Here is a 23,943-nt window from a genome sequence, read left to right as displayed (position 1 = left end):
TCTCAAGGAGAAAATTTATGCATTGGCTAGCTCAAGCTCCTGCAAATATTGCTTTAATTAAATATATGGGAAAAAGCGATGAAGATTCGAATCTTCCTGATAATTCTTCATTGTCATATACTTTAAACAATTTACTAAGTACAGTAAAACTAGAGATATTCCCTGGAAAAAAAGATATTTGGGAACCCCTTATTATTCCAGGTGGTAGTGAGTTTAAGTTATCTGCGGATGGACAGAAAAGATTTATTGAACATCTCGCTCGTATAAAATCTTATTTTAATTATCAAGGCGGCTTTTTAATCCAGTCCAGTAATAATTTTCCTCATAGTAGCGGATTGGCAAGTTCTGCATCCAGTTTTGCTGCCTTAACCAAATGCGCCTCACTTGCGCTGAGTGAATTGACCCATAAACCAATGCCCACTATTGACGAGCAGGCTCAATTAAGCCGCCAAGGATCTGGTTCATCATGTCGTTCCTTTTACTCTCCTTGGGCATTATGGAAAGAAGATACCGTGTCTGCCATAGATTTGCCTTATAAGAAATTATTGCACCAGGTTATCGTTATCAGTGGTCAAGAGAAACAGGTGTCTTCCAGAGAAGCTCATAAACGAGTTAAGACCAGCAGTTTTTATGCGACTAGAAGTCAAAGAGCAGAGGAAAATTTAAAGCTTTTGCTTAACGTACTGATGGCTGAAGATTGGGCTAGCGCTTATGAAATTTGCTGGCGGGAATTTCAAGACATGCATCATTTGTTCACGAGTTGTGAGCAACCTTTCTCCTATATAACAAAAGAAAGTTTAAGTGTACTGAACACCTTACAAGATCAATGGCAGAGCAAGGGCGATGGACCTATAGTCACTATGGATGCTGGACCTAATATTCATTTATTATATCGACCCGATCAAGAAGATATGGCGCGCCAGTTTAAATCCGATTATTTGGTTGGTAATTATGATGTTTTATGATTTTGACACTACAACATTTGGTAAATGGATTTTAGCAGGAGAACATGCCGTAGTCAGAGGGCATGAAGCTTTAGTATTTCCTATTAAAGAAAGGCAGCTGATCTTACGCTACCAAGCTTGTTCCAGTTCCTTAGGCGCTGATTATACTGGAAGTAGCGGTGCAGATATGCATTTACTATTTTGGAGTGTACTCGAGCAAGGCATGCAATTATTAGGGCGCTCATTAAATCAATTGGGCGGTCACTTTCATTTAGAAAGTAATATTCCTGTGGGCGTAGGCATGGGCGCATCGGCTTCTCTTTGTGTTGCTATGAGTCGTTGGTTCTGCGCTCAGAATATGATCTATGAAAATAAAATCAATGAATTCGCCAGAGAGCTAGAACATTTATTTCATGGTAAAAGCAGTGGTCTGGATATTGCTGGTGTAGCCTCAGAAGAAGGCGTATTTTTTAAGCAGGGTTCCTGTACTCCTTTAAAACAGATAATCCATCCTAAGTGGTTTTTATCTTCGTGTAATCAAATTGGTATTACCTCTCACTGCATTCAACAGGTACAGCACTTGTGGGATAATAATCCCTTGCTTGCTCAACAAATTGATAATCAAATGATTGAAGCCACTCAAGAAGCTAAAATTGTTTTGGAGCAGGGCGGTACTAATGCTGTGGAGCGTTTAGCTAAGGCTATGAATAAAGCTGCAGATTGCTTTTACCAATGGGGGCTGGTGAGTGAGAGTTTACAACAGCATATGAATCAATTAGTTTCTAATGGGGCAATTGCGGTTAAGCCAACGGGTTCAGGCGGGGGAGGATTCGTACTGAGTCTCTGGGATAATACGCCGTCAGAGAATTTGGATTTTATTGCAGTTTAATTGGCCTTATTAATCAACAAACTGATAGTAAACTTCATTTTCTTTTATCATCCCTAGTTCATAACGTGCCTGTTCTTCCAGAGCTTGATCACCACGTTTTAGCTCTTTGACGTCGGCCTCTAATGCTCTATTTCGTGCCGCCAATTTGTTATTTTCATGTTGGTGCTCTTCAAGTTTTTTTTCAAGACTAATCCATTGGATTAAATTGCCATCACCTAGCCATAGCTTATGTTGTAAAACAACTAAAGCAATAATCAAGATAATGAATACGGGGCGCATATGTTTGTCTATTTTTAAGGTATCTTTGATTATTGTATTACCATATTACAGCTAGGGGCAATATCTGGCAGAAGTAATTCTGTATTTAATTTATTGATTTAGAGTTACTACGGCATCTCGAGCGTATCGAGAGATCTCACAGCTAGGGCACAGGGCCATATTTTGGAGATCTCTCGTTGTGTTCGAGATGACGGCGTTACGCACCTCCTCAGCTATTTACTCAACACTGTTTTACCTGCATAAGCCAGATTTGCTATTTCATTAATGCGCAGTAATTGATTATATTTTGCTGTACGATCAGTTCGACACAAAGAACCTGTTTTGATTTGTCCACAACCTGTGGCAACCGCGAGATCAGCAATAAAAGAATCTTCTGTTTCTCCAGAGCGATGGGACATAACGCAGCGATATTTGTTTTGATGCGCCAATTTTATTGCTTGTCTTGTTTCGCTCAAAGTTCCTATTTGATTGACTTTAATCAGTATTGAGTTTGCAACGCCTTGCACTATTCCTTCTTGTAGAATTTTAGGATTGGTGACAAATAAATCGTCTCCAACCAGTTGAATGTTATTACCCAGGCGGTTGGTTAGCTGTTTCCATCCCGCCCAATCTTTTTCATCCAGTCCATCTTCAATACTGACTATAGGATAGTTAGAAACAAGATCAGCGTAATATTCGATGAGTTGCATCGAAGTAAATTTCTGATTTTCAGAAGCCATGTGGTAAAAATCTTGATCATAGAGTTCTGAAGCGGCAACATCCAGGGCAAACACCATATCCTCACCTAAACGAAAGCCTGCTTTTTCAATAGCTTCACTGAGCATATCCAAAGCTTGTCGATTAGATTTTATGTTGGGAGCAAAGCCGCCCTCATCGCCCACAGCAGTATTCAATCCTTGTTTTTTTAGTACGGATTTTAGTACATGAAATGTTTCTGCGCCCATTTGCAGTGCTGTTGGGAAGTCAGGAGCCCCTACTGGCATAATCATAAATTCTTGAATGTCTACGTTGTTATCAGCGTGCGCGCCACCATTCAAAATATTCATCATGGGAACCGGCATAGACATTTTTTCCCCCTCATTGAGGGCTATATATAAAGGTTGGTTGTGAGAATTGGCCCGGGCTCTGGCACTGGCAAGGGATACCGCTAGAATTGCATTAGCTCCCAGACGCGATTTATTGTCCGTCCCATCCAGCTCACATAACAGATGATCTAAAGCAGCTTGGTCCTCAACAGAACACCCGTGTAATGCTTTATTGATTTCATTATTAATATGAGAAACTGCATTTAATACACCTTTCCCTCCATATCGCTTTTGATCATTGTCTCTAAGCTCACATGCTTCGCGGCTGCCTGTAGATGCTCCTGAGGGAACACTGGCTCTTCCAGTAATATCATTTCTAAGCGTGACATCAGCTTCAACAGTAGGGTTACCACGGGAGTCTAAAATTTCACGAGCTTGAATTTTGGTTATTTGCATGATGAGTCCTAAGGGCAATTAATAGTGTGTCAGGTATAGACCTCTTGTATAACCTGCATCTTTTTGCATTATTGCCGTGTTGTAAGCGTTTTTCCGGTGCTTATTTACTTCATGTAAATTCTGCTCCTTGAAACGTTTACGCCTGGCACTAAAACAAAACATGCAGGTTATGTAAGTGGTCTATTGTTTTGTTAACTGTCTTGGTTGTCAAGTATTCTCTAAATATATAGAGAGAGGCTTGCATTTAAAATAGGCAAACTGATATGGAGGTGTCTATAAAGTACTATATGTCTAATAGTACTATATAAAGTGAACGGCGCCGAGATTTATCATAGCATTGGCCAAGGGCAAAAGCGGTAATCCAAGTATGGTATCTTCATTTCCCTGTACTTCCGTAAATAACCATTTACCTCGTGCTTCATAATGGTAGGCCCCGCAACTATGATAAGGTTGTTCTGTATGCAGGTAAGCATTAATTTCCTTTTCACTTAAATGACGTACAGAAAGGTGTGCCATGTCGTGATATTGCCAGACAATTTCATTGTGCTTAGCAATACAAACGCAGGAAATTTGTTGGTGTTTTTTGCCACTCAATAATTGTAAATGTTCTATTGCTGTTTGATGGTTTAATGGTTTATCCAGTACTTTATTATTAATAACACAAAGCTGATCCGCCGCTATTACAAAATGTTCTGGATAACGTTCACTGACATCCAAGGCTTTAGCTTTTGCAAGGGTAAGGCCTAAATCAAGAATGCTTTCAGATTGGTGGTTTTTTTTAATAGCCTCTTCGTCACACTCTGAGGGAATAACTAAAAACTCCAAGCCAAGAGAATGAAACAGTTTTAATCTAACGGCAGAGCTCGATGCAAGAATGAGCGGTTGCTGTTGTAAAAATTTAGACATACGCCGCGACCGAAGCCATAAGTAAAAAACCGATGATGACGAAACTAAAGTCTCTCAAATTACAGCAACGTTCCACCATGACACAGCGTTCTAATCCGTGCAATGTACCTAAGTAGAGAAACGTACCTGCAGAAGCTGCAATTAATATAGGATCAAAGATGGAGTTAGTCTCCACTCCATGTCCGAAATACCAGCCAAAATAAATACCTAAAGGCGTCATGATGCTGAACAAGAGAAAGAACATCATACTTTTGTTAGTGCTCATCGAACTTTTGTTTAATTGCACCGCCATAGCAAAACTTTCTGCCCATTTATGAGTAATAATTGCCAGAAATAACATAATGATCATCGAGTTGTAGTGAGCCAGCCCTAAAGCAGCACCCAACATGACCGAGTGCACGGAAAGCATAGCCCAAGCTAAAAGAGCAAAGGCGGGGTGTTCTGCACTGTGGTGGTGATAGAGTTCCTTTCCTAAGTGTTCAAACCATAAAAAAATCAGGAAGACCGCACCGGTGATGATAAAAGCAAAAGGATAGTGATAACCCATTGCTTTAAATAAATTATTCGCCTCAGGCAACATATGGAGGAGGGCTGCTCCTAAAAACACCCCAGTGGCTAAAGTCTCTCCTATGGGAAAATCAATGTGTTTATCGTCACGGATACGTTTTTTGAAGGGATACCAGCCAGCCATAAGAACGACTATAAAAATTGAAAGACCAAAAATTATTTTTAAACTGGTTGCCGAGACCATGAAGTATTCCTGCTTTAAAAAGTGTATATTATTTTCACAAGACTGATTTAGCAAGCTTTTTTATCTTTTTACTCATAGATTTTATTGGGCAGGTTTAATTGTGGTGCATAATTTTATGCACACTGAATAAACGTACCTCTTCAATATCGGCCTGTAGTTTCAAAGCTAAAACAACTCGTTTATGTAGCTCTTGCCATTGGGTGAATTCTTCAGAGCAAGCGATATCAATACTTATTTTCCCATCTAAATAATGTAAATTCCAAAACACTATCTGGGGGAAGTCTATATGCACCTCGCTAAGTAATTGCTCTTGCAATACTTTCCTACTTGGTAAATGCAAAGAAGGACTACTGACCTCATCATCTTCAGGGTCAACATGAACAATAACATCGGTCACGCTATCAATTTGATCAACTAAAGCATTATGCACGTGTTGTGCTATGTAGTGTCCTTCAGATACTGATATTTTAGGAGAGACCAGAATATGGACATCAATTAACACATCATTACCCATAAATCGACTACGTAGTTGGTGAATTTTTTGAACTCCATCTATATTTTGAATTACTTCCTCTATTTGAGCCAGTAATTCTGGTCCAACCGCTGTATCAACAAGTTCTTTTACACTGTTCCAGCCATAACTCCACCCCATTTGGACAATCATGATGCCCACTATAACTGCTGCAATAGCATCCAGATAAATAAACCCTGATAGACTACCTATTAAACCCAATAGCACTACAATGGATGATGCTGCATCAGAACGATGATGCCAGGCATTGGCAGTAATCAATGGAGAATTAATACGTTTGCCTATATGATGCGTGTAATGAAATAAGGTTTCGTTTGCTAAAATGGAAATGCAAATGATGGGCAAAGACAGCCAATTAGGCATGGTAGAGCTTGATTTGATTAATTCGTCAAGCGCATCCCAGGCGATTCCGAAGCCGGCAAGAATAAGAAAGAGAGATAATAACAGGGTTGCTGCTGTTTCTATGCGCTGATGTCCATAAGGATGAGAGTCATCGGCATCAAGACTTCCATATTTAGAGGCAAATAAAACCATAATGTCAGTAAGGAGATCTGAAAAAGAATGTACTCCATCAGCGACTAATGCATGAGAGTGATATAAAAATCCACCAATTAATTTAATAAGACCAAGAAGGGCATTTACAATAGCGCCAATTACGGTTACTTTTTTGGCTTGCCAATACCTGTCATGCTGAGTCATGAGTAATCCTTAACCAGTTCAAAAAGTTTCATGGATTTTTCGCATTAAACGATAAGAATAAAATAATATCATTTTGTGTGGTAGATACATACCCCGTCACTTTGATGTTCGCTGCTATTAAGTGAAGGGATTTCTACAAATGTTTGCGTTTAGAACAATGCTATCGCACGTAACGTTCCTGCTGTGGCTGAATTTAAACTAGCGCTCTGTCCTGGGTCAGGAATATAGGAAATAGCGGGTTCGAGATAAATATTAGTGAGAATCTTGGCCTGGTAATATAATTGAAACATCAATTCAGTCTTGCGATTTGTTATTTTTTGATTGAGCCAGGCGAGAGAGAAGCCGGCGCCAATAGAATCTGAGTCGCGGTTAGCAACAAGCCCAAATGCAGTTAAGCCGGCTCCAACAGATTGTTTCATGGGTAATACGCCGGAGTTATTAATTCCATACTGATAAAAAGCTGAAACACCGCTAATGTCATATCCTGGATGTCGATACCATAAGCGTTGAGAGCCAAATAAATAAGCTCCTGTTGCGCTCATTTCACTAAGATTATTTTGTTGGATAAGCCCTGCCTGATGCCATAAGCCTATGCCTACAGTGCCGGGTTTTTGCCCTAGAAGCCAGGCGCTTCCTGTTTCTCCTACGTGAAAATAATTGCCATTAAAAGAGGGACCTGTCAGACCGGTTTGTTTGCCATTCGCCAAATTGCCATCATAGACCCCATAGGAGACATACCATTGCTTGATTGGAGCATAGGTTGCTGTAATCCCATATGCCGAATTGGTGTAACCGGGCATGACCCCAACCAAAGTAGGGTTAATAAACACTGGAGTATAAATTAAGCTGGTAACCGCCGGAATATTAGGGTCACCCTGAGCGAGATTAACCGGTTTAATCACGTTATTAAAGTCTAAGGTTGTGATTGTTTTTCCTATACGAATAAAAAGACTATCATCAAAAAGAGCTTGTCTATACCAAAGAGCATAGAGTTCAGAACGATTGTAAGGAGCGACATCGGGTAAGGAGTTATATCCTTGCATAATGCCAGCTTGACCATTTGTGTTTTGCGCATTCTGTTGCAGGAATTGGGCGCTAAACAGCCCACCTTCCCACCCATTAAATCGTTGCGTATCAATAGTTAAGTTAACCAGTCCTACACTATTCGAAGTCGACTTTTTTGCATCTGGGATGCCTCCTGAAAACAAGCCATTTGTATCGCCTATCCAGGCTCCTTGCACTTCAATGCCATGATTGTCATGTATACCTAATTTTTTTTCTATATAACGTTGAATAATTCCTGAGCCACTAGTCACGTTAACCGCAGCCGGGTTTGAGCTGATGCTTGTTGTGACCGCCTTGCTTGCATGATCCGGCGATTTTTGGGGTTTTGTCGACACACTCTTGGAGGAATTGGCATGTGACTCCAAGACACTAAACAAAGATAAAAATAGTGTAGTGAAGAATATAAAACAGCTGCTTTTTCTTAGGTGCATAAATTTACTTGCTTTTTACTGGCTCACATATAACTATATTCAATATTAGCTATTTTTAACAGGACTTAAAATGCTAAAAGGATTACACGTTTTCTCATTGTTTTTAACTACCTTGTATGCTTCTTCCCTCATGGGGCAAACGTATCGAGTTCCGGCCACTTCAGAAACGACCACCCTGGGTCTTTTTACTCTTGATAAACCTCCTGTGATAAAAGTTCGTTCGGGTGATTCCGTTTCAATAGAAACATGGAATAGTTGTCTTCATGAAATGGTCTACAATAAAACAACTCCTGCCGATGTGGCAAAATTTTATATAAAGCACGACATTCAGAAAAGACGCGGCATGCATACTTTAACCGGACCAGTTTACGTTGAGGGGGCTGAACCAGGAGATGTGCTGGAGATTCGGATTCTTGATATTAAACTGAATGATTTTGGTTATAATTTCCTAAGCCCAACCCAAGGCATTTTAACGGAATTTACCAAGCCCCGGATCAAATATTTCAAATACGATAAAAAAACTAATACTACAGAATTTAAAAAAGGCGTGTGCTTACAGTTGAAACCTTTTCCAGGCGTAATTGCTGTAGCTCCTCCGCTTGATTGGCCAGATGGATGGCCCGTTAATTTGCAAACCAAAATGGGACAGCCAGTATCTGGCCAGTTTAATTCCGTTCCTCCAGGACCTTTTGGCGGGAATTTGGATGAGCCCAGTTTGCAAGCCGGTTCCATCCTCTACCTCCCGGTATTCCAAAAGGGAGCACTGGTTTGGACTGGAGACTCTCATGCGATGCAAAGTAACGGTGAAATTGATGTGACCGCTTTGGAGACTTCATACGAAGGGATCACCCTGCAATTTATTGTAAGAAAAGATCTGAAAGCAGAGGGAGTTTTTGATAAAACGAAACGAAATGGGGGCAATTTATTTACCTGGCCAATTATCGAAAACGCTAAGGAGTGGATTATTGTGGGCTTGAATGAGGATCTTTTTGAGGCAATGCAACAGGCTTCAAAAAACGCCATTGACTTTTTAGTGCGCACCCAGGGATTTTCGCCTCAGGAGAGCTATCAGTTTTTGAGTATGGTCGGTGATTTCGAGATTGCTGAAGCAGTTAATGTCATTAAAAGCGTAACAGTGCACATTCCTAAAAAATTATTTAAAGAACGTGGTAAAACGTCACTTTGCGCTGAAGGCACTTTTCCATTAAAAGTTGCAAAGAGCGCTGCAGATGCTCCCTGTGTACCTCAAGAAGGGATAACGGTTGAATAACTATTAGGTGATAAAATGAAAATAATCATGGCCTGTTTGCTGCAACTACTAGTAGCCTCAGCAGGATTTGCTGAGAATATTTTAATCAACAACGAGACTACCTTTCCTATTAAAAAACAAAAATCAAAACTTGTTATCCAATGGGCAGCAAGTGCTAAAGAGATCCAGGAAGCGAATAAGGCTATAATTTATGGATTAAAATTGGATCCTAGTTCATTGCAAATTATTTCAAAGGCGGGAGAGAATATTTTAAATATTCCCAAAAATGCAGCGCATTTTAGACTCCTTGCCTGGTCAAAAGATGCGGAAATGCCCGATTTGCTCACTAGTTGGGTCGATGTTGTTCCGAATAAATCGTATAAACTACAAAAAGATCAGCTAGTCCTGGCCGTTCTCATGTCAGGCGCAGGATGCTAGCTATTGTATTGATGTGAGCTAAGCGGTGATTATGAAATCATTACATCTTTGCGGGAACAGATTCTACTTTTAACTCGGGGCGTGGTTTAATCAAAAAGCTAGCCCCAATTTGATCAAAACCTAATGACTTGTAAAAGTTGTGAGCCGTTTCTCTTTTAAGATTGCTGGATAGGGCCATTTTATAACAACCTAGGTCGTCACACGTATGCATAGCAAAATTCATCATGAATTTCCCTATGCCTTTGCCTTGAGTTTTAGGACTTACCATGACGTCCTCAATGATTGCTAAACACTTACCGTCATGAATAAGGTCTGGTGCAATTAATAAAGCAAAAGTTCCTACAACAGCTCCTTCTGAAAGGCTGACAAAAATTTTATAGTTTGGGTAAGAACGCATTTTTTTATACAGATCTATGGCTTGCTGTGGTGACAATATATTTCCATCATCCATATCAGGCTGAGCATAGAGATTGAGAATTTCAGGAAGATCTTCTTCAGTGGCTTCACGTATTTTTAAGCTGGTGATAATGGAGATAAATAATGTATTTTTTCTATCTTTCCTGGCCTTACTTTCAAAGTCCACCACAAAACACTTACCATGGTGTTCAAAATCAGACAATTCTTCAGTAATAAGCTCATCATTGGAGAGGGTCAACTTATAACATTTGCGATCGCGACAATGCTGGATGGCAAAATCCATCACTGCTTGTCTTATACCCTGCTGGTTTCTTTTTACATCCAATACTAAGTTGTCAATAATCCCTGATGGCGTTCCTTGATGAGCTAAATTATCCATTATTAACAAGGAAAATGTACCAATAATACGTTTTTCCTCTGTAATGATGAATAACTTATAATCAGGATAAGATTTCATTTGTTTTAATAATGGAACTGCGGTTTCAATCGATAAACGCCTTTCATTAGTTGATTGGCTTATTAAGGTTAGAATTGTTGGTAAATCTTCAAGTGTCGCCTCTTTTATTATAAATGACATATTATTTTATCCTTATATAAAATATTGTTTCTGATTCCATGAAACAGCTTGGTAAGTTCTAAATCATCTCTAAAATAGTCTGATTTTATAAGGTATTTTAGGTTCTGTGCACAGGGTTATCCACAGATTTTGTGGATAAATTAATTGTCCTTTTTTTACTGATTTAGTTGATATAAGCCTTTATTATCAGGGGTCTTAGAGATTTCAAGAGAGGTAGGGGTATTAAAGTAAAACAAGGTATTAAAATAATTATCCACAGGAAGTGGATGAGGCTGGCGGGACAGCAAGATTGACTATAGTAACAAAGAAATAAATAAAAAACAGTCTTGACTTCGCATATTTTACAAATATTTTTTACCCTTGTAAAAATTGCTCAAAATTACCTAGCCAGCGTTGGGTGATAATGCGCGCCGTTTCAGGTGCTTCTTGAACTAATTGTCGGGCAAAGGGAGGTAAAAGCGTCAAAAGCGCTTTATCTCGTTGCAAGTTAGCTAATTTAAATTGTCTGTATCCTGTTTGTCTTGTTCCTAATAGTTCTCCGGCTCCTCTTAATTCCAAATCTTTTTCCGAGATAATAAAGCCATCATTAGTAGAACGCATTACTTTTAGTCGTTCAGAACCTTGATGAGATAGGGGGGCTTGATAAAGCAAAAGACAATGTGACTGGGTCGTTCCTCTGCCTACTCGACCACGTAATTGATGTAACTGGGATAAACCTAATCGTTCGGCATTTTCTATAATCATTAAACTGGCATTAGGAACATCAACCCCTACTTCAATCACTGTAGTAGCAACTAACAAGTCTATTTCACCAGATTTAAAAGCAGCCATAGTTGCTTCTTTTTCAACAGCCTTCATTCGTCCGTGAACCAGTCCAACACGGGCTGAAGTGAGCTGTTCTTGCAAGGCTTGGGCTGTATTCGTTGCGGCCATGCATTGTAATTTTTCCGACTCTTCAATCAGGGTACATACCCAGTAAGCTTGTCTGCCACTGGCAATGGCTGCCTGTAATCTCTCTATAATTGATTCGCGTTTATCCTGGCTTAATACTGCAGTGGTAATGGGAGAACGACCTGGTGGGAGCTCGTCAATCACCGAGATATCCAAATGGGCAAAATGAGTCATGGATAAAGTTCTGGGAATAGGAGTTGCAGTCATCAATAATTGGTGCGGAGTTAGCTGAGCCTGCTGTCCTTTTTGCTGCAGAAGTAATCTTTGTTCTACTCCGAAACGGTGCTGTTCATCGATAATTACTAAGCCTAGCCGGGCAAATTCTACTTCATCCTGAAATATGGCGTGAGTTCCAATAATAAGCTGACAACTATTATCCAAAAGAGCGGCAAGCGCTGTTCTGCGTTCAGCAATTTTCATTTTACCACTCAGCCTTAAAACTTTTATCTCTAAAGGCTCTAACCAGTTTGTTAGGTTATTAAAGTGTTGTTCACTCAATAAATCAGTCGGAGCCATAAAGGCTACTTGATATCCATGAGCAATAGCCTGCAGTGCAGCAAGGGCTGCAATAATGGTTTTGCCAGCGCCAACATCCCCTTGCACCAAACGCAGCATCGGTTTAGTTTGCATTAAATCGTCTCGGATTTCCGTTGCGACTCTTTGTTGGGCGTTAGTCAGTTGGAACGGAAGGGATGTCAGAAAACGATTGCTTACATTATGTTCAGCGGGTATTGCAGGGGCATGACGTTTGCTTCGTGATTGTTTGGCAAATTGCATACTTAATCGTTGTGCCAGTAGTTCATCAAATACTAAACGCTTAAGGGCAGGGTGTTCCCCCATTTCCAGACTATGCAATGAAGTATCTGGTGGTGGGTTGTGCAGTAATTTAATCGCATCGCCTAGGTGATGGAAGTTATTATCTTCTAATTGCTGTTGACTCATCCACTCCAATTGATGGAGTTCCGTGTCACAACTTTTAAGCGCAATTTTAACCAGTTGTCTCAAACGCGTTTGCGTTAAACCTTGAGTTGTTGGATAAATAGGCGTCAGGGTTTCATCGACCAGGCATTCACTTTCATGGTCAAGCAATTGATATTCAGGATGGATCATTTCTAAAGAGTTATTAAATTCTCGTACCTCACCAAACGCATGAATCATATAACTATTATTCAAGGCACTGACTTGTTGTTTGTTAAAATGAAAAAAGCGAAGTTTCACAATCCCTGTTTTATCTTCTACATAGCAATTTAACATCATTTTCTTGCCGTATTTAATTTCGGTTTTACAGACATGCCCGGCGATAACACACCAGTCGTTGGAGCGTAAATCTTGAATTGGAGTTACTCTGGTTCTGTCTTGATATCGATAAGGTAAGTGAAAGAGCAAGTCTTGCACTGTCAGTATGCCGCATTTTACCAGTTTAGCTGCAAGCGTTGGGCCGACACCGGCTAAAGATTCACAAGAGTTGGACAGCACAGTATTATGAGATAGTGTAAAAATTTAATAATAACAGGAAAATATATCCGTTGCGAATTGAGTATTCCGACGTCGCGTCGCTTGTCCGCGAGACGTCGAAATAAAAGTCGGCAAGGTTTTATTAATAGGTTTTAATCAAGTAATGATTATTTAATCAAGGACTATGAAAGAATACAGGAACACTTTATTCTATAATCATTCATGATTAGGAGTTAAACTGGATGAATCGCATTATTTCTTTTGCGGCAGGCTTGGTTTTGGTCTGGATAATAGGCTCTTTGTTAATTGCCGGCAGGGGTATATTAATTCCTATCGTGATTGCTATTTTTCTTTGGCATTTATTGAATACGATTAATAGTGGTGTACAGAAAATTCCCTTTTTCGGATCACGCTTACCCACATGGCTTAGCATGATTTTATCCTTATTAGTTGTCGTTATTTTTATGGATATGCTTATTAATATTATTAGCAACAACGTTAATGAAGTGATTGCTACCTCTCCACGATATCAGGATAATTTGTTAACAATTTTTAATAATTTAGACCAGCGGTATCATATAAAAGGATTTATGGATTTTAATTATATAATTAAAAATTTAAGCATTCAGAGTATGGTTGTTAATATTTATGGTGTCTTTACCACCATAACCAGTTCAGCTGTTTTAATTGCCTTATATGTTGTTTTTTTATTTGTTGAACAACATTATTTTACTCAAAAAATGGAGGCTATATTTCATAAAGAGGAACATCAAAAACTGGTTAATAATATTATTTCGCATATAACCAAAGATACACAGACTTACCTGGGCATTAAAACCATTTTGAGTTTGCTTACCTCAATATCAAGTTGGTTTATCATGAATTGGGTAGGATTGGATTTTGCTGAGTTTTGGGCTTTATTAATTTTCTTTTTAAATTATATTCCTAACATAGGCGCTATTGTGGCCACCGCTTTTCCTGCCGCTTTGGCTATAATTCAATTTCAAAGCTGGGTACCGTTTTTAGAAGTGACTTCAGGAATTGTCGCGGTGCAGTTTGTCGTGGGTAATTTTCTAGAGCCCCGTCTATTAGGTAAGTCATTAAATCTCAGTCCATTAGTGATTTTAATTGCCTTAGGCTTATGGGGGGCCATTTGGGGCGTATTGGGAATGTTTTTATCAGTACCTATTACAGTAATGATGATGATCATATTTGCCCATTTTGATAGAACAAGGCCCATAGCTGTTTTATTATCACAAGACGGTTATATTTATAAATCTTATGAGACTATTGATGAAGAGGTGGTGATTAACAAAGTTTAAGTTTTTGTTTTATTCTATAGATTTAAAAAAAACCACTAGACGAATAGCTCTTATTATCACAGAATTGTCAAATACATATAAGGAAGTTGTTTGATGAAAAAAATCATACTTTGTGGGGCGCTATTTAATTTAATCTGTACTCAAGTACAGGCTTTACAAGCTTCAGATTCCGTTTCTAAAACAATACCCTCGAAGACTAAATCGTCTGTGACCAAAAAAGCAGCGCAACGGGCAGCATCAACAGCAAAAAAACAACCACAAAATAAAATAAAAGACCAAATTGCAGGGTTAAAACAATCATCTCCCATCGCCCCAAATACGCAAATCATTGAACCCGAAACAATGGAACAACAAAAACAATCAATTATTAATTGCGACTCCAGAATTTCTCCTGAAACCACGAGCATTGAGCAAGACTTCATATTAAGCTGGGCTGCATATGCAGTCACTCAGTCTTTTGATTTTAACCTTGCATCACTTGATACCCAATTGCGGAAATTACAATCCTGTTATACTAAAAAAGGATGGGTTGGATTTACTGCCGCACTTCAAAAATCAGGTAATATTGATGCAATTAAAACCCAAAATTTAAGAGTGAGCAGCAAGTTAGATGGCGCTGCTCGACTGATTGAAGCGAATGACAATCAATGGAAAATCATCTTACCCTTAAAAGTTGTCTACCAAAACGACGAGGAAGAAGAGACCCATTTTTTAAATATCTATTTAATCATTGGGTGGAAAAATGCTTTTGGTTTAGGGATTACTCAAATGATTGCCACCCCACGCTCTGCTCCTTTATCTCAAAAAGCAGCCACACTAAAAGATGCGCTGCAAAGTGTTTATATTGCTGCCTCAGATAAAAGAACCGATGGGGTACAACAGATTGCTACCCCTTTTGTTGCTTCTTTATTCCAAAAAGAATCAAGAGCCTCATCCCCCTATGCTGATATAATTCACAGCCAGGCTGACTTGACTCAAGAAAGACAAAAAAGCCAAACGACAAGAGAGACTCCACATCTTGCTCAACTACGACCTGCCCCTGTCTTACAAAATGCACAAATAGCACCACCAATAAGCAGGACACAGAATAAAATAGCCTCTGTCACGAATCACGCTCATGAAGCGGTTCCCGACACTGCAAAAATGAATAAAGTTTTGGTTTTAAATGAAGTAAAATCTGCAAATCCAATTTTTGATTTTAAGCCCGCTTTCCAGGCTTCCTTGCAGAAACTGCAAGGATATGGTGAAAACGGATGGAATGAGCTTCAGGCTTCAGTACAAAAATTAAGCTATATCGAAGCAATTAAAACGCCAAAGTTGACCGTGAACAGCCCAAAGGACAGACAACCTCAATTGATTGAAACACAAAACAATCAATGGAACATCACTTTACCCATGCAGGTGGTGTATCAAAATGATAAGAATAAAGTAAGCCAATTACTTAATGTTAATTTAACTGTCGGTAGAACAAGGACCGGTGAACTTGGAATTATGCAAGTCGCTGCTGCCCCGAATGGTGCTCCTTCGCAAACGACAAAAATTTCTTCTAATCAAGATAAACAGCGAGAACACTTATCGCAAAAAGCAGAACCGAATAATACAAGCAGACTGGCTCAAGCTCTTACCCTTCATCAACCGGTGTCTCAAAAGGCTTTTTCTAAGCCATCCCAAAAACCAGGGGGCATTAATTGTAACTATAAAATTCCTGCTGAAAATACAAAAATTGATGAGGAACTGGTTTTAACTTGGGCAAAAAAAGCCACAGCGCAATCCTTTGATTTTAACTCTTCATCTATAGATACCCAACTGCAGGAATTACAGTCATGTTATACTGAAAAAGGATGGAATGAATTTAAAACTGCATTGCAAAAATCAGGTAATATTGAAGCCATTAAAATTCAGAAACTCGTTGTGAATAGCGAAGTAGATGGTCAGCCGCAACTGCTCGAAACCAAAGACAATCAATGGAAAGTCACTTTACCCTTACATGTGGCTTATCAAAATGACAAAGACAAATTGGTTCAATTACTTAATGTTAATTTAACTATAGGCCGTAAAATTACAGGCGAGCTTGGCATTATGCAAATGATTGCAACACCAAGAGTAGCTCCTGTCACTTCCGATACAACACCGACTTCTTCACCTAAAGAGCTTGCATCACACGCAGAGCTAACTCAAAAAATGCCAGAGAATAATACGGTGCAGCAGTCTCAATCCCCGTCTGTACCTGTGGAACAACAGCCTCAAAAGGTTGAGATCATCCGTTGTGATTATAAAATCCCTGCTGAAACTCAAAAAATTGATGATGCGGTTGTTTTAAGCTGGGCTGTACAGGCTGCACTTCAATCTTTTGATTTTAATTTTGCCTCTATAGATACCCAATTGCAGCAATTACAACCCTGTTATACTGAAAAAGGATGGGATGAATTTAAGAGCGCATTACAAAAAGCAGGTAATATTGAAGCATTTAGAACACAGAAACTGACTGCGATCAGTCAGATGGATGGACGAGCTCAATTAATTGAATCTCAGGGTAATCAATGGAGAATCAGCTTACCTTTACACGTGGTTTATCAAAATGACAAAGGTAGCACAACTCAACTATTGAATGTTAATTTAATTGTGGTACGAAAACCTACGGGCGAACTAGGAATTATACAATTAAACTCTTCCTTGCGTGCCGCAGCAGGGACTCCTGAATCGCCACGTAGTTAACTTCCTTCAGAACCCAGGCTAAATATTAAATCAGTGGCTGAAGGATATCGTTTTCTGGTCTGCTCGCCAGCTTTTTTCTTTTTGTTCGCCAAGAAACCTGGCTGGCTAGAGAATCTGCTGGGCCTAACAGCCAGCCTACGCTTATTTTTAAAGACAGTATCTCCATTTCTCTCAAGGCTCAGATCTACCTCTAATTAAGGACAATGGGGTTTGGATTCAATTGGTTATTTTGTTTTATAGCCTCTATATAAAACGGTACCTTTTCATAAGGCTTGAAAAAGCGCATAATAGCGTTATTTTGACGAATATATGAGTAGTATGAAACATTCCATAGAACATCTTTTAAAACAGGCGCTAAACTCCTTGCAGAAATCAGGTGAAATCCCTGCGGATTTAGATGTTGATATTAAAGTAGAGAATGCAAAAGATCCCGTTCATGGCGATTATGCAACTAATTTGGCTTTGATTTTAGCCAAGCCATGCCGACAAGCCCCTCGAAAATTAGCTGAACTATTGGTTCAGGCTTTACCGGCTGATGCAGCGGTGGAAAAAATAGAAATAGCAGGCGCGGGATTTATCAACTTTTTTATTCGTAGTAGCGCCCGTTCATTAATTGTTGCTGAGATTCTAAAAAAAGGTAAAGAGTTTGGTCGCAGCCATTTAGGGCAAAATCAAAAAGTTTTAGTTGAGTTCGTTTCAGCGAATCCAACAGGACCTCTTCATGTTGGCCATGGTCGAAGTGCCGCTTTTGGTGCTACTTTGAGCAATGTTTTAAGAGCTGCTGGTTATGATGTGACTTTGGAATATTACGTCAATGATGCTGGACGACAAATGAATATTCTTGCAGCCAGTGTCTGGTTACGTTATTTGGAATTAGCGGGTGCTGCGGTTGTTTTCCCAACAAACGCTTATAAAGGCCAATACGTTTATGAAATAGCTCAAGAGCTGTGGGCTCAATACGGCACAGCCTATGTCCATCCATGGGATTCAATTATTTCAGGATTACCTGATGATGAGCCCCAAGGCGGGGACAAAGAAGAGTATATTGATGCAATGATAGCACGAGCTATTGTTTTGCTGGGTAAACCTGGTTTTGCTCTGTTTCATCAACATGCATTAAAAACGGTTTTAGATGATATCAAAGAAGATCTCCTTGGATTTGGGGTAAATTTTGACAGTTGGTTTTCTGAACAATCATTATTCGAAGACGGTTCTATTCAAAAAGGGATTCAAGCACTGAAAGACGGAGGCCATACTTTCGAGAAAGAAGGGGCTCTTTGGTTTAAAGCAACTGATTTTGGTGATGAAAAGGATAGGGTCTTGGTACGAGCTAATGGCCAAACCACTTATTTTGCTTCAGATGTTGCTTACCACTGGAATAAATATGACCGAGGTTATGATCGGGTAATTGATATATTTGGAGCTGATCACCACGGTTACGTAACACGCGTCCGTTCTGCAGTGACCGCTTTAGGACATGATGAAAAAGCTTTAGACGTATTATTAGTCCAGTTCGCTATTCTGTATCGAGGCGGGGAACGAGTTCAGATGTCTACTCGTAGTGGTTCTTTTGTGACTTTACGGGAGTTACGCGAGGAAGTAGGTAATGATGCTGCCCGATTCTTTTATGTAGCACGTAAGCCAGAACAGCATATGGATTTTGATTTGGATTTGGCAAAATCGGAGTCAAGTGATAATCCGGTTTATTACATTCAATATGCCCATGCCCGGATCTGTAGTGTATTAAGACAATTGAAGGAAAGAGGCTTGCTTTGGGATCAAGCTATGGGTCTTAAGCATATTGATTTATTAGAACAACAGCACGAAGCCACTTTAATTTCCTTAATTTGTCGCTATCCCGAAATTGTGGAAACATCAGCTTCTTCTTGTGAGCCTCATCAGTTAGCCTACTATTTAAGAGAGCTGGCTAATGGGCTACACAGCTACTATAATGCGGTTCAGCTTTTATGTGAGCAGGAACAATTACGCAGCGCACGTTTATGCTTGTTAGAAGCGGTACGGCAAGTATTGAATAATGGGTTGAATTTATTGGGTGTATCAGCTCCTGAGAGTATGTAATGGCAAGACAATACGGTAATAAACGGTCTTCTCGACAGCGTGGTAGCGCACCGCAGCAGTTTCTGGTAGTTATTGTTACTTTTTTACTGGGGTACTTAACGGCTTCTGTTTTTGATGTTGAAACAATAAGTCATTGGATGAATACTCAAGTATTAGCTCATCAACAAGTAAAACAACAACCTGTTAAAGCGGAGAAGCAACAGGCACAATTACCACCAAAGCCGAAGTTTGAATTTTATACTCTATTAGCTAATGAGAAAGCTGCTGGAACAACAGCTCAGTCTAATGCGAACAGTCATTCCGCCCGTCCTTCAGCTGCTGTCTCGGCAACCCAAGCAGCTTCTACCGCTGCAGTGAAGACAGCCGCGACTCATCCTGCAACAAAACAGTCCTCTAATCCTCAACAGAGAATGCCGGCTAAAGTTGCTGAAGCAAGGCCCTCAGCCCAAGCTCAAGTATCTAAGGGAAGTTATTTGGTGCAAGTGGCATCATTCAAGGCTCGGCAGGATGCCGAGCATATGAAAGGAATGTTAATTCTTAAAGGTTTTAATGTTAATGTGGTGCCTGTTCAAGCTCGAGGTGGTTGGTTTAGAGTAGTGGTTGGACCATATTCTAATCGCGTTCTGGCACAAAAAGCTCAGGAAACCCTGGCTCGGAATGAGCGGCTTAAAGGGATGATAACAAGTGCTGGCGCTTAAGTAGAAAAAAATATCCAAATAATTGTCGTTGCGAACGAAGTGAAGCAATCCAGTACAGAACTCTAACGAAACATCGTTCCGGAATGCTTCGCCAAGGCTCGACGAGAGGGAATTAACTTGCCCGTGAACAAGTTATATACACTTCCCTCGCTTCATTTCACTTGCACTTTTAGTGGATGATGTTATAGAACATTATCGATTAACAACAACCTGGATGGTGCCAGCATTTTTAATTGCATGCGGTTTACTTACCGCCACGGTAACCTGAGTTACTTTAAATTCCTGTTTAATTAAGTGGGCCACTCTGTCAGCCACAGACTCAATGAGTTGGAAGGATTGGGATTCCACAAATCCTGTTACGGTTTGGCAGAGGGCATCATAATCTATCGTATTTGCTAAATTATCCTGACAGGCACTAAAATCTGCAGGGATAGTAATGTCTATTAATAACTGTTGATCGATACGCTGTTCCCAGGCATGTACTCCAATTCTAGTGGCTACATTCAGGGCTCTAATATTTAAAGTATCCATAGTACATCCTTAGATAATGATCATTGTATCGCGATTCTACACCATGTTTCGAAATGCATACCACTGTAATAGGATAGTTATCATGGTACCATAAGCGCAATTCATTGTAGTTGAGACTCAAATATGTACGACTTAAATCAATCTTTATTTCTTCGCGCTTTGCGACGTCAACCAGTAGAGCGAACACCTGTATGGATCATGCGTCAAGCAGGTCGTTATCTGCCGGAATACAGAAAAACCAGAGAACAAGCGGGTGATTTTTTAAGTCTGTGTAAGAATCCTGAACTGGCTTGTGAGGTGACCTTGCAACCTTTACGTCGTTTCTCTTTAGATGCGGCCATACTGTTTTCCGATATTTTAACGATTCCTGATGCCATGGGACTTGGTTTGTATTTTGCAGACGGAGAAGGACCCTGTTTTAGCAAGCCTATACGGGATGTGAAGGCAATTAATGATCTGATTATTCCCGATATTACCGATTCTTTAGACTATGTGATGAATGCAGTGCGTTTAATCCGTCGGGAAATGCCGCAAGAATTGCCTTTAATTGGTTTTTCCGGTAGTCCTTGGACCTTGGGCTGCTATATGGTTGAAGGGGGAAGCAGCAGAGATTTTAAGCGCATTTTAAAATTAGTCTATACTGAACCTGAGGCTGCTCATTTGTTATTGAATAAATTAGCTCTATCAGTTAGTGCGTACTTAATGGAACAGATTAAAGCCGGGGTTAATGCAATCATGATTTTTGATACGTGGGGAGGGATTTTAACCCCAGTCAATTATCAAAATTTTTCTTTATATTATATGCAGAAAATCGTTAGAGAAATCAAAGCCAAATATGCTGATATCCCTATTATATTGTTTACTAAAGGTGGGGGACAATGGTTAGAGCAAATGGCTGCGACCGGATGTGATGCTTTAGGAATTGATTGGACATGTGATTTGCACTCTGCTCGAAAAAGAGTGGGAGACAAAGTTGCTTTACAAGGAAACCTGGATCCGGCTGTACTTTTAAGCTCAGAACAATGTATTCGTAAGCAAGTGGAGCAGGTCTTGGCCTCTTTTGGACAGGGAGCAGGGCATGTATTTAACCTGGGACATGGAATTACTCCTGATGTTCCTCCTGAGCATGTTGCGGTGATGATTGATGCGATAAATGAATTTAGTCCGCAATATCATTCGAGATCATTATGATAATTGAGAGTCGATTTAAACCTGCGTGGTGGCTGACTAATCCTCATGCACAAACTATATATTCTTCTATGAGACACCCTGTACGCGCGTCTATTGATAGAATAGAAAAAATGGATTTGCCTGATGGAGATTTTTTGAATTTGGCATGGAGCACGGCAGATTTACCTGAAAATGCCCCATTAGTCATCATACTTCATGGATTAAGCGGTTGTGTAAATTCCAGCTATGTTGCACGATTTATGCAGGCGTTTAATCAACAAGGCTGGCGTGCCGTATTAATGCATTTTAGAGGCGCGGGTGACGAGCTTAACCGTCTACCGAGAGCTTATCATTCGGGTGATACCGCTGATTTAGACTATTTAATTAAAGTCTTGGATCAACGCGAACCTGAAAGTAAAAAATTTGTAGTAGGCGTCTCATTAGGAGGAAATGTTCTACTCAAATGGTTAGGGGAAAAAGGACCTACTCAATCTATAGTGAGTGCTGCTGTAGCCGTCTCTGTTCCTTTTGTTCTGAATATAGTGGCTGACCGCATGAATAGTGGTTTTTCTCGTTTGTATCAGACACGTTTATTAAATCAATTAAAAGAGATTTTTGCTCGTAAAGAGAGTTTTTTGAAACATCCCCCGGAGGCGATAAAAAGAGCGGCTGAATGTCAGTGCTTTTGGACTTTTGATGATCAGGTGACCGCCCCTTTACATGGTTTTAATAGTGTCCATACTTATTATCGGGAATGCAGTTCCCGGAAATACTTAAAACATATAACCACACCTACACTTATTATTCATGCTTTGGATGATCCTTTTATGACCGCTGAAGTTTTACCTTCAGAGGATGAATTATCTGATTCGGTGATTTTAGAATTGAGTAAAAAAGGAGGTCATGTAGGATTTATTACCGGGAACACGCCAGGAGTGCCGGTCTATTGGTTAGACCAGCGAATTCCTGAGTATATTTCAGAACAATTAGGTAGCTAAGCATTTCTGAATTGTCTGCTCAATTGCAGAGCCATTTCAATTGATTGTTCGTAATTTAGTCTGGGATCAACCAGGCTGTGGTATGCCGTTTTCAGATCTTCAGCATCCAGGCCTCGAGCGCCACCGATGCATTCAGTAACATTATCACCGGTTAGTTCAAAATGTACTCCACCCAGGTAACTTCCCATAGAACGATGGATTTCCAATGCTTGTTTTAGCTCGGTAAGGATGTTATCAAAGTGACGTGTTTTAGTGCCATCAGCAGTTGTTTCAGTATTTCCATGCATGGGATCGCAAGACCAGGTTACTGGAATTTTGGTTTTCTTTACTGCCTCAATCAACGGAGGTAATAATTGATCGATATGTTTTGCTCCTAAACGAGTGAACAATAGAATGCGTCCCTCTTCGCGTTGAGGATTGGCAAGAGCTAACACCTCAGCAAGCCATTCAGGCGTAGCACCAGGCCCTACTTTAATTCCTATAGGATTTTGAACTCCGCGTAAAAATTCCAGATGAGCACTGTCAATTTGTGCTGTACGCATCCCTATCCAGGGCAAATGCGTTGATAGATTATACCAATGGCCATCTTTTACCTGACGAGTCAGAGCTTGTTCATAATGCAGGTGCAGTGCTTCGTGTGAGGTATAAAAATCTACTTTACTCAGATTACTGGAGCGTATTCCATCTATAGCCTTCAAGAAATCTAAAGCATCTTCAATGGAATCAACAATATTTTGATATTCTTTTTTTTGTTTTGAGTGCTCCACAAAACGTAAATCCCATCGCTGGGGGTTATGTAAATCTGCAAATCCCCCTTCCAGTAAAGCGCGTATAAAATTTAAAGTCATTGCCGAGCAGCTATACGCTTGCAACAGCAACTTGGAATTAGGTTCCCTGGCTGTTTGAGTAAATTCGGGTGAATTAACTATATCCCCTCTGTAACTGGGTAGGGTAATACCACCGATGGTTTCAAAATCAGAAGAACGAGGTTTAGCATATTGTCCCGCTATCCGCCCAATTCGAATAATGGGTTTACGTAATCCGTACAACAAGATCAAGCTCATTTGCAACATGATTTTCAATTTGTTACCGATCACTTCAGAACGGCAATCATTAAAGGATTCAGCACAGTCGCCACCTTGAAGTATAAAGGCTTCACCACGTCCGGCACGAGCCACTTCCTTTTTTAAACGCTTTATTTCACCACTGGTAACTAATGGAGGCAAAAGGCTTAATTGTTCTACTACTTTGTTTAATTGTTCTTGATCTGCGTAAGTTGCGGCTTGCAAATACGAATATTGTTGCCAAGAAACTGGCGACCATTCTTGCATAATAGACCCAAATGTTTTTTTTGATACCTAAGTAT

General features: G+C 39.9%; 20 protein-coding genes. 10 read left to right on the top strand and 10 right to left on the bottom strand.

The window, feature by feature from the left end:
• Positions 1-17 precede the first annotated feature (17 nt).
• Together LOX96_RS01645 and LOX96_RS01640 are read left to right on the top strand one after the other, a co-directional pair.
• The gene (locus LOX96_RS01645) at positions 18-965 is read left to right on the top strand and encodes a diphosphomevalonate decarboxylase (protein ID WP_250420778.1); all 948 of its coding nucleotides are present in this window, start codon (positions 18-20) and stop codon (positions 963-965) included.
• Complete coding sequence (locus LOX96_RS01640; protein WP_250420815.1) at positions 955-1,833, top strand: mevalonate kinase family protein; 879 nt, start codon at positions 955-957, stop codon at positions 1,831-1,833. Before LOX96_RS01645 ends, LOX96_RS01640 begins: the two co-directional genes overlap by 11 nt.
• A 9-nt stretch (positions 1,834-1,842) precedes the next feature.
• On the opposite strand, the gene ftsB is transcribed toward LOX96_RS01640, so the two are convergent.
• The 6 genes from ftsB to LOX96_RS01610 form a co-directional block, all read right to left on the bottom strand.
• Positions 1,843-2,112 carry a cell division protein FtsB gene (ftsB, locus tag LOX96_RS01635; RefSeq protein WP_250420779.1) on the bottom strand — a complete coding sequence of 90 codons (270 nt, stop codon included), beginning with the start codon at positions 2,110-2,112 and terminating at the stop codon, positions 1,843-1,845.
• Positions 2,113-2,324: 212 nt separating this feature from the next.
• Positions 2,325-3,593 (bottom strand): phosphopyruvate hydratase, encoded by a 1,269-nt coding sequence (gene eno / locus LOX96_RS01630; RefSeq protein WP_250420781.1) that lies wholly within the window; start codon positions 3,591-3,593, stop codon positions 2,325-2,327.
• 300 nt (positions 3,594-3,893) lie between these two features.
• On the bottom strand, positions 3,894-4,499 hold the full coding sequence (locus LOX96_RS01625) for a Maf family protein (protein ID WP_250420782.1): 606 nt from the start codon (positions 4,497-4,499) through the stop codon (positions 3,894-3,896).
• Positions 4,492-5,250: a ZIP family metal transporter gene (locus LOX96_RS01620; protein ID WP_250420783.1), complete on the bottom strand. Its 759-nt coding sequence runs from the start codon at positions 5,248-5,250 to the stop codon at positions 4,492-4,494. The genes LOX96_RS01625 and LOX96_RS01620 overlap by 8 nt, the downstream gene beginning before the upstream one ends.
• Before the next feature lie 94 nt (positions 5,251-5,344).
• On the bottom strand, positions 5,345-6,481 hold the full coding sequence (locus LOX96_RS01615; RefSeq protein WP_250420784.1) for a cation diffusion facilitator family transporter: 1,137 nt from the start codon (positions 6,479-6,481) through the stop codon (positions 5,345-5,347).
• A gap of 149 nt (positions 6,482-6,630) precedes the next feature.
• Positions 6,631-7,977: a carbohydrate porin gene (locus LOX96_RS01610; RefSeq protein WP_250420785.1), complete on the bottom strand. Its 1,347-nt coding sequence runs from the start codon at positions 7,975-7,977 to the stop codon at positions 6,631-6,633.
• A gap of 70 nt (positions 7,978-8,047) precedes the next feature.
• Here LOX96_RS01610 and LOX96_RS01605 point away from each other — a divergent pair, with 70 nt between their 5' ends.
• Together LOX96_RS01605 and LOX96_RS01600 are read left to right on the top strand one after the other, a co-directional pair.
• Positions 8,048-9,247 (top strand): acetamidase/formamidase family protein, encoded by a 1,200-nt coding sequence (locus LOX96_RS01605; protein ID WP_250420786.1) that lies wholly within the window; start codon positions 8,048-8,050, stop codon positions 9,245-9,247.
• Between the two features lie 15 nt (positions 9,248-9,262).
• Entirely contained in the window at positions 9,263-9,664 is a 402-nt protein-coding gene (locus tag LOX96_RS01600; protein ID WP_250420787.1) for a hypothetical protein, read from the top strand.
• Positions 9,665-9,704: 40 nt separating this feature from the next.
• Here LOX96_RS01600 and LOX96_RS01595 read toward each other — a convergent pair whose 3' ends face one another.
• Both LOX96_RS01595 and recG read right to left on the bottom strand, forming a co-directional pair.
• On the bottom strand, positions 9,705-10,658 hold the full coding sequence (locus LOX96_RS01595; RefSeq protein WP_250420788.1) for a GNAT family N-acetyltransferase: 954 nt from the start codon (positions 10,656-10,658) through the stop codon (positions 9,705-9,707).
• A 354-nt stretch (positions 10,659-11,012) separates the two neighbouring features.
• Positions 11,013-13,085, bottom strand: a complete 2,073-nt coding sequence (recG, locus tag LOX96_RS01590; protein ID WP_250420789.1) for an ATP-dependent DNA helicase RecG — start codon at positions 13,083-13,085, stop codon at positions 11,013-11,015.
• 221 nt (positions 13,086-13,306) lie between these two features.
• Here recG and LOX96_RS01585 point away from each other — a divergent pair, with 221 nt between their 5' ends.
• The 4 genes from LOX96_RS01585 to LOX96_RS01570 all read left to right on the top strand — a co-directional run bounded on the left by LOX96_RS01585 (position 13,307) and on the right by LOX96_RS01570 (position 19,878).
• Positions 13,307-14,386 (top strand): AI-2E family transporter, encoded by a 1,080-nt coding sequence (locus LOX96_RS01585; protein WP_250420791.1) that lies wholly within the window; start codon positions 13,307-13,309, stop codon positions 14,384-14,386.
• 93 nt (positions 14,387-14,479) lie between these two features.
• On the top strand, positions 14,480-17,101 hold the full coding sequence (locus tag LOX96_RS01580; protein ID WP_250420793.1) for a DotI/IcmL family type IV secretion protein: 2,622 nt from the start codon (positions 14,480-14,482) through the stop codon (positions 17,099-17,101).
• Between the two features lie 318 nt (positions 17,102-17,419).
• Positions 17,420-19,180, top strand: a complete 1,761-nt coding sequence (argS, locus tag LOX96_RS01575; protein ID WP_250420795.1) for an arginine--tRNA ligase — start codon at positions 17,420-17,422, stop codon at positions 19,178-19,180.
• The gene (locus LOX96_RS01570) at positions 19,180-19,878 is read left to right on the top strand and encodes an SPOR domain-containing protein (RefSeq protein ID WP_250420796.1); all 699 of its coding nucleotides are present in this window, start codon (positions 19,180-19,182) and stop codon (positions 19,876-19,878) included. Before argS ends, LOX96_RS01570 begins: the two co-directional genes overlap by 1 nt.
• 192 nt (positions 19,879-20,070) lie before the next feature.
• Here LOX96_RS01570 and folB read toward each other — a convergent pair whose 3' ends face one another.
• A complete protein-coding gene (folB, locus tag LOX96_RS01565) occupies positions 20,071-20,409 on the bottom strand; it encodes a dihydroneopterin aldolase (protein WP_250420797.1) in 339 nt (112 codons plus the stop codon).
• Between the two features lie 123 nt (positions 20,410-20,532).
• Between folB and hemE the strand changes: the two genes are divergently transcribed.
• Together hemE and LOX96_RS01555 are read left to right on the top strand one after the other, a co-directional pair.
• Positions 20,533-21,600, top strand: a complete 1,068-nt coding sequence (hemE, locus tag LOX96_RS01560) for a uroporphyrinogen decarboxylase (RefSeq protein ID WP_250420798.1) — start codon at positions 20,533-20,535, stop codon at positions 21,598-21,600.
• Positions 21,597-22,577 (top strand): hydrolase, encoded by a 981-nt coding sequence (locus LOX96_RS01555; protein ID WP_250420799.1) that lies wholly within the window; start codon positions 21,597-21,599, stop codon positions 22,575-22,577. Before hemE ends, LOX96_RS01555 begins: the two co-directional genes overlap by 4 nt.
• On the opposite strand, the gene LOX96_RS01550 is transcribed toward LOX96_RS01555, so the two are convergent.
• Positions 22,574-23,908, bottom strand: coding sequence for a 3-deoxy-7-phosphoheptulonate synthase class II (locus LOX96_RS01550; RefSeq protein ID WP_250420800.1), 1,335 nt, complete (start codon positions 23,906-23,908; stop codon positions 22,574-22,576). The genes LOX96_RS01555 and LOX96_RS01550 overlap by 4 nt on opposite strands.
• Positions 23,909-23,943 lie beyond the last annotated feature (35 nt).

The organism is Legionella maioricensis, from assembly GCF_023618015.1.
Classification (GTDB): Bacteria; Pseudomonadota; Gammaproteobacteria; order Legionellales; family Legionellaceae; genus Legionella; species Legionella maioricensis.
This window is presented reverse-complemented; position numbering and strand designations above follow the sequence as displayed.

Excerpts from the sequence above, each read along its gene's own strand:
- LOX96_RS01595 (WP_250420788.1), bottom strand. The coding sequence starts at position 10,658 with ATGTCATTTATAATAAAAGAGGCGACACTTGAAGATTTACCAACAATT.
- folB (WP_250420797.1), bottom strand. The coding sequence starts at position 20,409 with ATGGATACTTTAAATATTAGAGCCCTGAATGTAGCCACTAGAATTGGA.
- LOX96_RS01610 (WP_250420785.1), bottom strand. The coding sequence starts at position 7,977 with ATGCACCTAAGAAAAAGCAGCTGTTTTATATTCTTCACTACACTATTT.
- LOX96_RS01550 (WP_250420800.1), bottom strand. The coding sequence starts at position 23,908 with ATGCAAGAATGGTCGCCAGTTTCTTGGCAACAATATTCGTATTTGCAA.
- LOX96_RS01585 (WP_250420791.1), top strand. The coding sequence starts at position 13,307 with ATGAATCGCATTATTTCTTTTGCGGCAGGCTTGGTTTTGGTCTGGATA.
- LOX96_RS01605 (WP_250420786.1), top strand. The coding sequence starts at position 8,048 with ATGCTAAAAGGATTACACGTTTTCTCATTGTTTTTAACTACCTTGTAT.
- LOX96_RS01580 (WP_250420793.1), top strand. The coding sequence starts at position 14,480 with ATGAAAAAAATCATACTTTGTGGGGCGCTATTTAATTTAATCTGTACT.
- LOX96_RS01570 (WP_250420796.1), top strand. The coding sequence starts at position 19,180 with ATGGCAAGACAATACGGTAATAAACGGTCTTCTCGACAGCGTGGTAGC.
- LOX96_RS01600 (WP_250420787.1), top strand. The coding sequence starts at position 9,263 with ATGAAAATAATCATGGCCTGTTTGCTGCAACTACTAGTAGCCTCAGCA.
- eno (WP_250420781.1), bottom strand. The coding sequence starts at position 3,593 with ATGCAAATAACCAAAATTCAAGCTCGTGAAATTTTAGACTCCCGTGGT.
- hemE (WP_250420798.1), top strand. The coding sequence starts at position 20,533 with ATGTACGACTTAAATCAATCTTTATTTCTTCGCGCTTTGCGACGTCAA.
- ftsB (WP_250420779.1), bottom strand. The coding sequence starts at position 2,112 with ATGCGCCCCGTATTCATTATCTTGATTATTGCTTTAGTTGTTTTACAA.
- LOX96_RS01645 (WP_250420778.1), top strand. The coding sequence starts at position 18 with ATGCATTGGCTAGCTCAAGCTCCTGCAAATATTGCTTTAATTAAATAT.
- LOX96_RS01620 (WP_250420783.1), bottom strand. The coding sequence starts at position 5,250 with ATGGTCTCGGCAACCAGTTTAAAAATAATTTTTGGTCTTTCAATTTTT.
- LOX96_RS01640 (WP_250420815.1), top strand. The coding sequence starts at position 955 with ATGTTTTATGATTTTGACACTACAACATTTGGTAAATGGATTTTAGCA.
- LOX96_RS01615 (WP_250420784.1), bottom strand. The coding sequence starts at position 6,481 with ATGACTCAGCATGACAGGTATTGGCAAGCCAAAAAAGTAACCGTAATT.
- LOX96_RS01555 (WP_250420799.1), top strand. The coding sequence starts at position 21,597 with ATGATAATTGAGAGTCGATTTAAACCTGCGTGGTGGCTGACTAATCCT.
- LOX96_RS01625 (WP_250420782.1), bottom strand. The coding sequence starts at position 4,499 with ATGTCTAAATTTTTACAACAGCAACCGCTCATTCTTGCATCGAGCTCT.
- argS (WP_250420795.1), top strand. The coding sequence starts at position 17,420 with ATGAAACATTCCATAGAACATCTTTTAAAACAGGCGCTAAACTCCTTG.